16 protein-coding genes are annotated in these 12,900 nt (G+C 57.4%); 5 read left to right on the top strand and 11 right to left on the bottom strand.

Annotation, left to right across the window (positions count from 1 at the left end; translation table 11 throughout):
* Nucleotides 1–280: 280 nt before the first annotated feature.
* Both Q1A32_RS23900 and Q1A32_RS23895 read left to right on the top strand, forming a co-directional pair.
* Complete coding sequence (locus Q1A32_RS23900; protein ID WP_299612900.1) at nt 281–1,261, top strand: chemotaxis protein CheB; 981 nt, start codon at nt 281–283, stop codon at nt 1,259–1,261.
* 128 nt (nt 1,262–1,389) lie between these two features.
* Nucleotides 1,390–1,770, top strand: coding sequence for a chemotaxis protein CheD (locus Q1A32_RS23895; RefSeq protein WP_299658418.1), 381 nt, complete (start codon nt 1,390–1,392; stop codon nt 1,768–1,770).
* Nucleotides 1,771–1,791: 21 nt separating this feature from the next.
* On the opposite strand, the gene Q1A32_RS23890 is transcribed toward Q1A32_RS23895, so the two are convergent.
* From Q1A32_RS23890 to Q1A32_RS23845, 10 genes are all read right to left on the bottom strand, one after another.
* The gene (locus Q1A32_RS23890; protein WP_299658416.1) at nt 1,792–2,142 is read right to left on the bottom strand and encodes a hypothetical protein; all 351 of its coding nucleotides are present in this window, start codon (nt 2,140–2,142) and stop codon (nt 1,792–1,794) included.
* Complete coding sequence (locus tag Q1A32_RS23885; protein WP_299658414.1) at nt 2,142–2,528, bottom strand: response regulator; 387 nt, start codon at nt 2,526–2,528, stop codon at nt 2,142–2,144. The genes Q1A32_RS23890 and Q1A32_RS23885 overlap by 1 nt, the downstream gene beginning before the upstream one ends.
* Before the next feature lie 15 nt (nt 2,529–2,543).
* On the bottom strand, nt 2,544–3,374 hold the full coding sequence (locus Q1A32_RS23880; RefSeq protein WP_299658412.1) for a protein-glutamate O-methyltransferase CheR: 831 nt from the start codon (nt 3,372–3,374) through the stop codon (nt 2,544–2,546).
* A 26-nt stretch (nt 3,375–3,400) separates the two neighbouring features.
* Nucleotides 3,401–3,859, bottom strand: a complete 459-nt coding sequence (locus Q1A32_RS23875; protein ID WP_299658410.1) for a chemotaxis protein CheW — start codon at nt 3,857–3,859, stop codon at nt 3,401–3,403.
* A 2-nt stretch (nt 3,860–3,861) separates the two neighbouring features.
* Nucleotides 3,862–5,934, bottom strand: coding sequence for a chemotaxis protein CheA (locus Q1A32_RS23870; protein ID WP_299658408.1), 2,073 nt, complete (start codon nt 5,932–5,934; stop codon nt 3,862–3,864).
* An 8-nt stretch (nt 5,935–5,942) separates the two neighbouring features.
* Nucleotides 5,943–6,308 carry a response regulator gene (locus Q1A32_RS23865; RefSeq protein ID WP_299658406.1) on the bottom strand — a complete coding sequence of 122 codons (366 nt, stop codon included), beginning with the start codon at nt 6,306–6,308 and terminating at the stop codon, nt 5,943–5,945.
* A complete protein-coding gene (locus Q1A32_RS23860; RefSeq protein WP_299612883.1) occupies nt 6,305–6,583 on the bottom strand; it encodes an STAS domain-containing protein in 279 nt (92 codons plus the stop codon). The genes Q1A32_RS23865 and Q1A32_RS23860 overlap by 4 nt, the downstream gene beginning before the upstream one ends.
* A gap of 191 nt (nt 6,584–6,774) precedes the next feature.
* The gene (locus Q1A32_RS23855) at nt 6,775–7,857 is read right to left on the bottom strand and encodes a methyltetrahydrofolate cobalamin methyltransferase (protein WP_299658404.1); all 1,083 of its coding nucleotides are present in this window, start codon (nt 7,855–7,857) and stop codon (nt 6,775–6,777) included.
* A gap of 166 nt (nt 7,858–8,023) precedes the next feature.
* Nucleotides 8,024–8,953: a methylenetetrahydrofolate reductase gene (locus Q1A32_RS23850; RefSeq protein WP_299658402.1), complete on the bottom strand. Its 930-nt coding sequence runs from the start codon at nt 8,951–8,953 to the stop codon at nt 8,024–8,026.
* Between the two features lie 28 nt (nt 8,954–8,981).
* Entirely contained in the window at nt 8,982–9,278 is a 297-nt protein-coding gene (locus Q1A32_RS23845; protein WP_299612875.1) for a virulence factor, read from the bottom strand.
* Nucleotides 9,279–9,486: 208 nt separating this feature from the next.
* Here Q1A32_RS23845 and Q1A32_RS23840 point away from each other — a divergent pair, with 208 nt between their 5' ends.
* The gene (locus Q1A32_RS23840) at nt 9,487–10,164 is read left to right on the top strand and encodes a sulfotransferase family 2 domain-containing protein (RefSeq protein WP_299658401.1); all 678 of its coding nucleotides are present in this window, start codon (nt 9,487–9,489) and stop codon (nt 10,162–10,164) included.
* Nucleotides 10,165–10,242: 78 nt separating this feature from the next.
* Nucleotides 10,243–11,367, top strand: coding sequence for a Ppx/GppA phosphatase family protein (locus Q1A32_RS23835; protein ID WP_299612869.1), 1,125 nt, complete (start codon nt 10,243–10,245; stop codon nt 11,365–11,367).
* On the opposite strand, the gene Q1A32_RS23830 is transcribed toward Q1A32_RS23835, so the two are convergent.
* Nucleotides 11,355–11,762 carry a DUF6326 family protein gene (locus Q1A32_RS23830; protein WP_299658399.1) on the bottom strand — a complete coding sequence of 136 codons (408 nt, stop codon included), beginning with the start codon at nt 11,760–11,762 and terminating at the stop codon, nt 11,355–11,357. The genes Q1A32_RS23835 and Q1A32_RS23830 overlap by 13 nt on opposite strands.
* A 176-nt stretch (nt 11,763–11,938) precedes the next feature.
* On the opposite strand from Q1A32_RS23830, the gene Q1A32_RS23825 reads away from it, so the two are divergent.
* Entirely contained in the window at nt 11,939–12,664 is a 726-nt protein-coding gene (locus Q1A32_RS23825) for an RlmE family RNA methyltransferase (protein WP_299658397.1), read from the top strand.
* Nucleotides 12,665–12,900: the final 236 nt, after the last annotated feature.

The following is a 12,900-nucleotide window of genomic DNA, read 5'->3' as shown; positions in this document are numbered from 1 at the left end:
TGTGATCACCATGGATCCGGTCGTGATCAAGGACCGGTTCATGAAGGCCGTCGCCAGCTGATGCGAGGGGGGAGGCGTTGATTGTCGCGCGCCCCTTAACACCACATTCATTGCTGCGCGCGTACGGTGCGAGTCGTGGCAATTGCGTTTGGTGGCTCGGTCAACATGAGGGGACAAGGACCCTTTGAATTTGGGTGTGCTTGCACCGTAGGTGTAAGCTGATCCTTTGGGTATTCGGCGTTCAAGAACCAGGGCGTTTGCAGCTCACCGTGTTGTCGTCGTGGACGATTCCAAAACGATGCGCCGTTGGCTGGGCAGCATGATTGCTGCAGATCCACGGCTTGAACTGGTGGGCACGGCCGCCTCCGCTCAGGAGGCGCGCAGGATCATCAAGGAAACCAATCCAGATGTGCTGACCCTGGACGTCGAAATGCCCGAGATGGATGGGATTGAATTCCTGTCTCACCTCATGCGGCTGCGACCGATGCCGGTTGTGATGTTGTCGGGCGCCTTGCGCAAAAACGGCGAACAGGCCAAGCGCGCACGTGCCTTGGGCGCCGCAGCTTGCGTGCAGAAACCGACAATTCCGACACCCGAAGCTCTTGCAAAGCTGTGCGACAGCATCGTCGCTGCCGCGCGGCAGGATGGGTCAGATGATCAGCCAAGATGGCATGCGACCGACAAGGTGATCTTGTTCGGGGCATCCACAGGAGGGGTGACGGCGCTGGAGACAATCCTGCCGCAATTGCCGGTGCATGGCCCGCCTGTTGTCGTCGCGCAGCACATGCCCAACGGGTTTCTCGACCGTTTCATCGAACGATTGGATCGGCAACTGCCGCAGAGCGTGGACTTTGCTGAACCTGATGATCGGTTGGAGGCGGGCGACATTCGCATTGCGCCGGCAATTGACATGCAAACAACTCTGAATTGGCACAGTGGCGCTTGGCATGTGCGGTCCTTCCCGCGCGGACGTGAAGACAGGTTTTGTCCGTCTGTGGATGTTTTGTTTGGTTCTGCGGCGCCTTGGGGTGCCCAAGTCGGAGCGGCCCTGTTGACTGGCATTGGGAATGATGGAGCGAAGGGCATGCTTATGCTGCGCAGAAATGGCGCTCGGACATTGGCCCAATCCGAGCGCTCATGTGCCGTCTACGGTATGCCCGCCGCGGCACTGGCCATGGATGCGGTTGAAGAGGAATGCGATGTGGAGAACATCGGCACGCGCCTGTCAGACCTGCTGATACAAGATGGGCAGACGGCTTAGTGGACCGCTACATTCACATCACCCAAGGGGAACATGCGACCGGATCCTCACCGGATGTCGTGATTTCGACACTGCTTGGGTCTTGCGTCGCATGTTGTCTGTGGGATCCGGAGGCCCGGGTTGGAGGTATGAACCATATGCTGCTTGCCATGACAGGTGAGGGGGATACACAAACAGCCCTTTCAGGCATCAACGCCATGGAAGTCTTGATCAACGATCTTGTTAAGTTGGGTGCAGTGCGCAATCGGTTGCAAGCAAAGGCATTTGGAGGAGCACACATGATTTCCGGCTTCTCCGACATTGGCGCACAGAACACAGCTTTTACGCTGACGTTTCTTGCCCAAGAGGGGATACCGCTTGTGACCCAATCACTTGGAGGACAGCATGCCAGGAACCTGCGGTTTTGGCCGGTGACTGGCCGTGCCATGCAGAAAATTACGGACGTACATGTTCGGGACGTGGGTGTGTCTGCCCCATCACCCAACGGCAATGGTCTGGAGCTGTTTTAAGTTTCTGGATAGACAGGTTGTTTAGAAAAGATCGACTGTACCAGATGTTGGCCGATCTCTCTCTGTGTGAGCCGACGTGAGGATCGCCCGGGTTTCGGCCAGTTGTAACTGTCCGATGGTATCAGTCTGCGCAGTTTGCCCGATCGCAAGCGACCGAGAGACGACGGACAAGTCTTGCAGCGACTGGCAGATATGATCGATGCGTTGAAGATGCGAAATCTGTTCCGCACTCATTGACAAAGCAGTATCTGATGTCAGATCCGAAACCACTTTCGAAACCGTTGCCATGTCATTTGCCATGGTATCAAGGATGCCTGACATACGCGCTAGAGCGGTGCGTGTCGCGAGATCTGGCGAGTTGCCGTCATTCATCAAAGTGGACCGACCACCGTTTCAATACACTTGCGCAACTGGACGCTCTCGAAAGGCTTTTTCAGGTAATTGTTCATACCCAGCTTACGACCGTAGTCGACGATCTGTTGTTCGGAACGCCCAGTGATAAGAATAAACCCGACACCCTTGGTCTTGGCATGGCTGCGCAGTGAATGCAGCAACTTCAAACCATCCATATTCGGCATGTTATAGTCGGAAATCACAAGGTGAGCCGGGTTTTTTGCAAGCAACGTCAAAGCAGTGGCTCCATCCGCAGCCGTCGTAATGTGGCGTACTCCCAATGCTTCGAGTGATTGGACAATCAATCCTCGACTGGTTGACATGTCATCAACAACCATAATTCTGATCTGATCCCGCAGGGCCATTTTGGTCTCCTACTGCTATGTTTTGAAAGAGTGCGCGCGGTTGAGGTATGCCGTCGGTCCAACCGACTTTAGGTCATATTTCGATGGGGCAAGAATGCGTTCCGAGTGTCCCAGAAAAAACAAGCCGCCCCGCGCGAGCGCACTACTGAAACGTGGCCAAAGTCGTTCTTGGGTTGGCTGGTCAAAGTAGATGACAACGTTGCGACAAAAAATAGCGTCGAAGGGAAAGCGCATGGGCCAATCCGAAAGGAGATTGAGTTCCTGAAAAGAAACCATCGCCTTGAGGCCTTCGTTGATCGTGCGAAGGTTTTCGTCGCCTTCATTGTCGCTGGTAAACTGTTCAATGTTTTCTGGCGAAACACCTTTGAGCTGCGCTGAACTGTACTTTCCGACGCGGGCAAATTCGATAACGCGCGGATCAATATCCGTCCCTAGGATGCGCAGATCCGCAGTCGCGAGAGTCGGTTCCTGACTGAGAAGATGCATTGCTATTGAGTAGGCTTCCTGGCCGTTTGAACACCCGGCAGACCAGATACGAATGCGCTCTCCCTGAGCCGCGCGCCGCTTGAATTCCGGCATCAGGCGGTCGCTCATCAGATCGAAATGTTGCGCCTCGCGAAAGAAGTGGGACACATTTGTCGTCAACGCCGAAATCATGAACCGTCGTTCGTTCGCGCCGTGATCGGAAAGTACGTGATCCGAGTAGTCCGAAAAAGCATCCAAGTTGAGCGCGCGTAAACGGTGACGCAGCCGGGACTGAACCATCAACTTCTTTTCGCGCGCGAGTTTGATACCGCTCTCGCGGTGGGCCAGAGCCGCAAGCGCCTCAAAGACCTGATCATCCATTGTGGGTTGACCGATAGGTTGGCGCATCAAGCGGCGTCGCTTTCCGCTTGAATGACGATCTGCGACAATTCCAATACACGGATCATCCGGTCCTCGATGAGCGTCAACGATTTGATGACGCTTGGACCGTCTTGCATTGCTGTTTCCGGCGGTTGTTGCAGGTCTTCTTGATTGAGCGCGACAATGTCGGAAACCGCATCCACCAAAAGCCCTGTCATATATCCATCGTGTTTCACCACAATGATGACGTTTCGGTCGCTGTGAGCGCATTTGGGCAGACCGAGGCGTTCAGCAAGGTCCATCACCGGCAGTACGGTGCCACGCAAATTGATCACACCGCGCATATAGCTGGGGGCGAGTGGCATCGGGGTCGCACGGGTCCAACTGCGAATTTCCCGAACGCTCATAATATCCAGCGAGTATTCTTGTTCGCCCAGCTTGAACGTAAGCAGTTCCATTGGCTGAGCCGTTTCTGTTTCACTCATGGTCAAGCCTCCAAGCTTTGCGGGGTGATCGCGCGTGCGCGCTGTTTGGGTGCGTGGGCGACGATATCGGATGGATCCAGGATCAGCGCAATCTGACCGTCCCCCAGAATGGTCGCGGCCGCGATGCCGGGTGCACGGTAGTAACTGTCATCCAGCCCTTTAATGACCACCTGCCGCTGATCTTGGATTTCGTCTACGACCAAGGCCACGCGGGTATCGTCCTCCAGCGCCAGCAAGAGCGCCACCCGATCCACATAGGTATCGCATGGCGGGCGATACCCCAGGGCTGCACCAAGGTCGAACAATGGAACGAAGCCATCGCGGACACGTACAACAGAGTGTCCGGGTTGAAGGCATTCGACAGTCGTGTCGGACAAGGTCAGCGTTTCCGAGACCACATTCAAAGGCAGCACCAGAGTTTCCCCGGAGACTTCGACGACCATGCCGTCCAGAACGGCCAGCGTCAGGGGCAGCGAGATGCTGAACGTTGTGCCGCGCCCGGGCTCTGAACTGGTGGTGATCCGACCGCCCAAGGATTGGATTGCTGTGCGCACCACGTCCATTCCGACACCACGCCCCGAAAGGTCCGATACATTTGAAGCAGTGGAAAAGCCCGGCAAAAAGAGGAGGTTGTCGATTTCAGCGTCCGACAAGCCACTGTCAGAGGGCACCAATCCCTTGTCGACAGCAATCTGCAATACCTTATCGTGATCGATGCCACCGCCATCATCTGACACTTCGATCACCACACGACCTGAGCGATGTGCCGCACTCAACCGGACCTGTCCCTGAGCTGGCTTGCCGTTCGCCAAACGGGTCTGTGTTTCTTCCAGCCCATGATCAACGGCGTTCCGGATCATATGGGTGAGAGGATCTGCAAGGCGCTCAATGACGGTCTTGTCCACTTCCGTTGTTTCGCCATCTGCGATCAGCCGAACGTCCTTGCCGACCGACGCGGATGTTTCGCGCACGATGCGTGACATGCGCTGAAATAGAGATTTGACCGGTTGGGCCCGGATCATCATCACGCTGTCCTGAATGTCCCGGGTCAGACGCTGAAATTCGTCCAGCCCGTTCATCGCGTCGGAATGGGGAGACAGACCTGCGCTTTGGAGACTTTGAGCGAGCATTGCCTGATTGATCACCAATTCTCCGACAAGGTTTACGAGCCGTTCGATCCGGTCGATATCCACGCGGACGACCGTTTTCTGAGCGGAGGACTTGGTGGTCTGATCGTTGGTGCCACTTGAACCGTTTGTCGTCGCCTCTTCGGATGTCTCGCGTAATGTTGGCTGGGCTGCTGCGCGGGGCAGAGCATCGCGATCACAAGAGATTTCGAGATCACACAGCCCTTCGACAAACTCGAATACAGATGCGACCTCGGCATGATCTACATCTGTGGTCAGGTGCAGTGACCAACTGAAGTAATTTGCCTCTGGTGCCAATTGTTTGAGTTCGGGCAGCCGCGACGTGTCACAGGTAACATCGAGCGCCCCCAATTCGGCCAACGCCCCAAAGATGTGAGGGACGTCATTGCCGGTCTCATATAACTCCGGCTCTGGGGTGAAGGAGATGGTATAGGTCGTGCCCGCGGATGATGGTTCTTCAATATCCGCATCAAGGTCGAGACTGAGCGGTGTCGGTGTAAACGAGATTTCTTCGTCAACGTCTTCCTCGACTTTATCATCAAGATGAGCGTCCAGTTCCGCCAAAATGGCGTCGCCCGTGTCAGTTGGTGCTTCTGCATCATCTCTGCAGGCGCGAACGATGTCTGACAATTGGTCTGCGGCGCGGAAAAACAGCCTCAGCAGGTTTGGCGTCACCGCCAGACGGCCATCACGCACCTGATCGAGAACGGTTTCGTAGTGATGAGAGAACTGGACAAGGTCATCGAGCCCGAATGCGCCTGCGCCACCCTTGATGGAATGCACGGCCCGAAAGACGATGTGGATTGTTTCATCGTCATGCGATCCGCTTTCCAGCGTCTGAAGCCCATCTTGCAGGGCTTCGAGCAATTCCTCGCATTCTACGAAGAACGAGGCGCGAATTTCCGCCATTGGGTCCGGATTGCTCATTCCCCGACCTATCCGGCAACCATTTGCAGTGCCTTGACCAGTTTTGCCGGATCAAACGGCTTCACAATCCAGCCGGTCGCGCCAGCACTGCGCGCGCGCATTTTCATCTCTGGCGCAGCTTCGGTGGTCAGAACAAGGATAGGTGTGGTTTTGTGCTGCCCACGATCTCGGATTGCGTCAATAAAGCCGAAGCCATCCATGCGCGGCATGTTGATGTCGGTGATGATGACATCGGGATTGATCGCTTCCAACACCTCGGTGCCATGCACGCCGTCGTCAGCCGTGTGAACGGTGAAACCCACGGGTTCAAGAGCAAGGCGTATCATGTCGCGCATCGTGCGGCTGTCATCAACGGCAAGAATTTCGAGGCTCATGTGTCTTCCTCCGGCGGCAACAATTCGACAAGTCCCATATTGGACAATTGCGATCGTGCTCGATCGCTGAGATTCAAAAGCTTGAACGTTCGGGCGCTCGTTTCCATCGTGCGCTTCGCGCTCAACAAGACCTGTGCACCCATTGCACCGACATGGGTTGTGTCACGTGCATCCAGATACAGGTCACTGAGTTGGACGTAATCCAGCAGGTCAGCGGCAAGAGCAGGGGCAGTCGCCGCATCCAAGCGGCGCGGCAGGGCAATCACCTCACCCATGACACACACAACAACCGGTGCCTTTTCGACGGCTCATCCGATCCCTCCTGACTACAAACACGAGAATGATGTAGCGGACGGTCTGTTAAGACGGAGTTACTGTTTGCGTGCCTTTGCCGTCACCGCGATGTCGCGCATGAAAAAAGCCGCCCTGACACAGGGCGGCTTGAGACCTTGGCAAAAGCTGAGTGTCACCCCCGGCGGCGACGCCCCCCCGCGCGGCCACCACGTCCACGGCCTTCTTCACCTGCTTTTGGTGGCACGCGATTGAACTTGATCCACGCGCCGCCGCCTTCATCGTTATTGGTCAGAAAGTTCGCCGCACGAATGGCTTCCATCTCCTTGCCCGCGCGCGGCTTGGTCGACCCCATACCGAACATCTGCACAAATGCTTCGTCACTCATGTCAGCAGGCAATACGATGCCAGCGGCTTCAATCTCTGCCCGTTTTTCGGCAATCTTAGTGGGTCCGACGGGCAGGGCGACGGGGTTCATGATGGCCGACGTCATGCCGGCCCCCATGGCCATCGGCAAAAACGCGTTGTTGATACCGTGGCGGTTGGGCAACCCGAAGGAGATGTTCGACGCGCCGCATGTCGTGTTTACACCCAATTCCTCGCGCAGGCGCCGGACAAGTGTGAATACCTGCAACCCTGCCGTTCCCATTGCACCAATTGGCATGACCAAGGGATCGACAACGATATCATGCGCGGGAATGCCGAAGTCAGCCGCACGTTCGACGATCTTCTTGGCGACAGCGAAACGCACGTCGGGGTCTTCGGAGATGCCGGTGTCATCGTTTGAGATGGCGACAACAGGCACGTTGTATTTCTTGACCAGTGGCAGCACCAGTTCCAGCCGTTCTTCTTCGCCGGTGACGGAGTTCAGGAGGGGCCGCCCTTCGGCGGCGGCCAAGCCATTTTCCAAAGCGCCGGGCACAGAACTGTCGATGCACAAAGGGCAATCGGTCACGGCCTGCACGCGTTCAACCAGTTGGCGCATCAGCTCGGGCTCGACAAAGTTGTTGTCGGCATAGCGGGGATCTTCGGCCATCTTGTTGGAAAACACGGCGCCAGAGTTGATGTCGAGCACAGTTGCTCCGGCCGCGACCTGAGCGATGGCGTCCGCTTCGACGCGGGAGAAATCGCCACGCTCAAGCTCTTCGTTCAGAACCTTGCGGCCCGTGGGATTGATCCGTTCGCCGATCACGCAAAAGGGTTGGTCAAAGCCGATAAGTGCGGTCTTTGTTTTGGATTCGACGACGGTGCGGGTCATGAATGCTGCCTTTGTGCATGTGGTTGTGCAGAGTGTTGATCTGATTTCAGCGCATCTGCGCAGGTCAAAACGACGTCTTGCGGATTGGTTGAGACACCTACCGCGCTGAACCAATCAGCGCGAGAGGGAGAGGGTTGAAACCTTTTCAGGACGTTTATGAGCGGGCTTAGACTGCCGCCGCCGGAATTGCCGACGCGCCGCCGTTTTCAATGGCCCAGTTTGCGTTTGTCTTGATCCCGCCAAGGGGAAAGAAGTGCACCTGCGCGATGTTGAAATCCGGGTTGGCGGCTTTGTGCGCTGCCAGCTCGGACACGACATCTGTTGGCTCAAATGGAAGCAACAGTTTGGTCACGTCCTTCGCCCGGCGTTGCAGAACCCGCAGAGACGGTCCGACACCGCAGGCAATGGCAAACTTGATCATCGTCTGGAGCTTGGCAGGGCCCGCGATACCGATATGGACGGGCAAGTCGATCCCCGCCGCCTTGAGGCCATTGGCCCATTCGATGATCGGACCCGCTTCGAACGCGAACTGCGTGGCCAGCGCCATATCAGCATCTGTCCGTTCAGAGAATTTTTGTTTCCAAACAAGGGCTTCATCAACGGCTTTCATGCTGCCATCCGGATCGATATCCTTGTTGCCTTCGGGGTGACCCGCCACGTGCAAGCGCTTGAAGCCCGCTTTGTCGAAAGCCCCGCTTTCCATCAGCTGCATGGAACTGTGGTAGTCGCCATGCGGCTTGTCCACACCACCGGCCAGCAACAACGCCTGATCCACATTCGCTTCGCCTTGATACCGGGCGATCCAATCCGCTAGTGTGGCCTGATCCTTGATGATGCGCGCCGGGAAGTGCGGCATGACCGGGAAGCCTTCGGCGTTCAGGCGCTTGGCAGTGGCGACCATGTCTTCGATCGGCGTGCCTTCGATATGAGCAATATAGACGCGGGTGCCTGCAGGCAGAATGGCACGAAAGTCATCGACCTTCTGGGCGGTGCGCGGCATCACCTCGATGGAATAGCCCTGCAGAAACGCCTCAACCTCGGGCGAGAGGGTACCGGCCACGGGGCCATCGTCACGTTTGAAGTTCAGCAATGCCATTGCGGCACCTCCCAGATGCTGGGGCGACTTACGCCCATCCCTCGTTCTCAATCAGCGCTTTGATACGCGCGGCGTCGTATTCAGTTTCAAGCCGAACCGCTTCGGCTTCGGCCACTTCGGCCGGATCACCTTCAACAGGGTAGGGGGCCGCCTTGCGCCATTCAGCAAGATAGGCATCGGCATCCTTGGCGTTCACCTTCATCGCGGCACGGTCGATAGCCTGCTCAAACCGTTCTTCCAGTTGCCGTTTGGAGCCACGACGGCCCTTGCCCACGATCACCTGTGCCGGGATGTCCCGCCAGTAAACGATAGTGACGTCAGGCATGTGATTCCTCCGCGTTTCGTTCGCTCTCAATACGCGACGATATAGGGGCACTAAGGCTTGTTTTCGACAAAGGACGCGGCGCTTGCGACGCGTACCGCATTGAGTCGGATTTGCAACAGCCGCGCACTTTCCCGAACTCGACTGTTTGGCGGGGCCAGCGTTCGAGTAAGATGCAGACAACAAGACAAAAAATGTCGGGCAGGAAAATATGGTAATTCGGGTCGATTCTCATCGGCTGGCCTATATGGCTGTGCCAAAGGCGGCGTGTTCGTCGGTCAAGGCAGCACTGGCTGCGCTGGATCCATTGCAAAGCGAGAAGGTTGCAGAACAGCTTGGTCAAAAGCAGGTCCACGCAATCTATCCAACACGGCGTTTTCGCAGGCATCGCTGGGATCATCTTGAAAATCACTTCAAGTTCACGGTTGTCCGCGACCCCCTCAAACGGTTGCTTGCGGTGTACACCAACCGCGTCGAGGGGCTGGGTATCCTGAGCCATAGCCGCAAGATCCGGCGGGGCCGGATGCACCTGCCCACCGAACCCGATCCGGATTACTTTTTTCAGAACCTCAGCGCGTACATCGCCACGTCATCCGACATAAAGCACCACACGTTGCCGGTGGCCTTGTTCACCGGCACGGATTGGAGCACCTACACCCGCGTGTTCCGCACGGACGAGATGGCAGAGCTTGGTGCGGCACTGAGCGATCACACAGGACGGGACGTGACCATTCCGCATTTCAATTCAAGCGACAGGCGTTTGCGCCTGGACGATTTGTCCGTTCAGACGCAACGCGTGCTCAAGGTCTTGCTGGAAGATGAATATGCGCATCTTGCCCGGTATTTCGACAATCCATTCGAAACTGGGCAAGTCCCTGCGGTTGCCTAAACGGCGGTGATCAAGCCACTTGCGTGATCACGTCACAGGACATATCGTCGAGCTAACCCGTTATGAAAGGCGCAAAAGATGGCGCCACAGCGTCCCCGAGGTGCGGGCGCGACAAAGACCAAGAGCCCCCAGGCGGGGGCTATGCCCGTGCCGCGTGCCCCTGGATCGCCCGAGCTTTACGCCGCGCTTGATCTGGGTACGAACTCTTGTCGCATGCTTATAGCCGAGCCGCGAGGCGCGGGCTTTCATGTTGTGGACAGTTTTTCCAAATCCGTGCAGTTGGGCCTTGGCCTCGAGAAGTCCGGCAAGCTGTCGCGTGGGTCCATGACCCGGACCGTGCAGGCCATGCGGATCTGTCAGCAAAAGCTGAAGCGCCACAAGGTCAAGCGCATGCGCCTCGTGGCCACCGAAGCCTGTCGCCGCGCACTGAATGCGAAGGATTTTGTCCAACGGGTACAGCGGGAAACCGGGCTGCGCCTCGACATCATCGAACCCGAAGAAGAAGCGCGCCTTGCGGTTATTTCGTGCGCGCCGCTGGTCAGTCCCAAGACCGAGAACCTGTTGGTCGTGGACATCGGCGGTGGCTCGACCGAGCTGGTGTGGATCGACCTTGCAAAAGTCCCGCGCGAAGACCGCCCGCAAGCCATCATGCGCCTGCATTCAGGGTTCAAGCAGGCCGTGACGGACATACCCGAAGCCCGCGTTGTCGATTGGATCAGTGTGCCCTTGGGCGTGGCGACCTTGCGCGAGCAATTCAACGATGTAGACGACGATGCAGCCCGTTTTGCCTTGATGAGCTGGTTTTTCGAAGAGAACCTCGCTGATTTTTCGCCCTACCACGCCACTGAACCGACGGAGCGATTTCAGATCATCGGCACCTCGGGCACGGTGACGACGGTCGCCGCCTCGCATCTGGGCCTCAAGCGCTATGATCGAACCAAGGTGGACGGATTGCGTATGACCTCGACCCAGATTGACACGGTCATCCGATCCTATCTGGCCATGGGCCCGGGCGGGCGGCGCGCCGATCCACGCATTGGATCGGACCGGCACGCGCTGATCATGTCGGGGGCGGCCATTTTGCAAGCTCTCATGCGGTGCTGGCCGACAAACCGGCTGTCCGTGGCCGACCGCGGGCTGCGCGAGGGGTTGCTATACGCGCAGATGAGTGCGGACGGCGTACTGGACGATCAACTGGTCTGAGGCACGGTTTGCCAGCGCACGGCGCTCCAAAGGATGAACAAAAGCGCCAGCATGTGCAGGACCGCGAAGTAGATTTCGTCCACGGCGCTGTGCGGCGTGGTCACAACAAATCCGATGTTCATAAGGGCAACAAGGCCGTTGGCCCATTGATTAATCCGTTTCGGCAGCATGCGCGACAGCCAGATCAGGGCGATGGGCAGCGTCACCACAAGTCCACCGATCAACAGCAATTCATCCGTGACGGTGAAACCGTTTACGAGGCCGCTCAAGGCTTGGTCGATAAATCCGGGGCGCACAAAGTTGTGGATGTCGCGAAACAGGGTTGTGAGCAAAAAGAAAAGCCATGCCGACGACAGCTGTTCGGGCACTGGCATGGGGGAGAATTTGGTCGCCACGGGAACGCACCTTCTGTGTTGTTGAGGTCGACCGGCGATCTACGCCCCGACGTCGCAGGTGCAAATTGACGAAATAAGCAGGTGGGCCATGCAAATCTGTATGGATGGACCTATATCGGGCGTCTCTGCTAAAGACCGCCAGGCGCAAGGGCGCGATCAACTCGGAAGGTGCCAACGTGGCCAAGACCCCCAGTGGAAAGAACACATCCGGACGTGGCCAGCGTGACCTGAAGGTCAAGGTCAAGACCGCGCGCGGACGCAAGCTGTCTTCCACCCGGTGGTTGCAGCGGCAGTTGAACGATCCATACGTCAAGCGGGCGCAGGCCGAAGGCTATCGTGGTCGTGCGGCATTCAAGATCATGGAATTGGACGACAAGTACCGCTTCCTTGTGCCCGGCGCGCGCGTCGTCGATCTGGGCGCAGCTCCAGGCGGGTGGTGCCAGGTTGCCGTCAAGCGTGTGAACGCCCTGGGCGAAAAATCCGGCAAGGCGGTCGGCACGATACTGGGCATTGACCTTCAAGAAATGGAACCGATTGCGGGGTGCGAGCTGTATCAACTCGACTTCATGGAAGATGACGCCGATCTGAAAGTGAAAGACTGGCTGGGCGGCAAGGCTGACGTGGTGATGTCGGACATGGCGGCGTCGTCCTCCGGTCACAAGCAGACGGACCACCTTCGGATCATCGCGCTGTGCGAGGCGGCGGCCTATTTCGCGTTCGACGTTCTGGATGATGGTGGAACGTTCGTCGCCAAAGTACTGGCCGGCGGCGCAGAAGGCAGCTTGCAACAACTTCTCAAGAAGCGGTTCGCGAAGGTCGCAAATATCAAACCACCCGCATCCCGTGCGGACAGTTCAGAAAAGTTCGTTGTCGCAACCGGGTTCAAGGGCGAGATAGACTGATCATAGGCGACCCGATTTGGCGCAGTGCGATCATTCGCTATCGCTGAAGTCGAGTTGGCGACATCTGTACAGCTCGCTTGTCTCGCTGCCCGCCATTCACCCACGCTTTTGCAGCGACGCCAAGGCACGGCTCTTGAACAAGCTCACGGACACATCGGTTGCGTCTGGCGCTGTATTCCGCGCGCGCTTGGCCATTCGCTCCTGACGCATCAGTTCGAAGAGCCGCATGTGGCGTG

Source organism: uncultured Tateyamaria sp., from assembly GCF_947503415.1.
Taxonomy (GTDB): domain Bacteria; phylum Pseudomonadota; class Alphaproteobacteria; order Rhodobacterales; family Rhodobacteraceae; genus Tateyamaria.
This window is presented reverse-complemented; position numbering and strand designations above follow the sequence as displayed.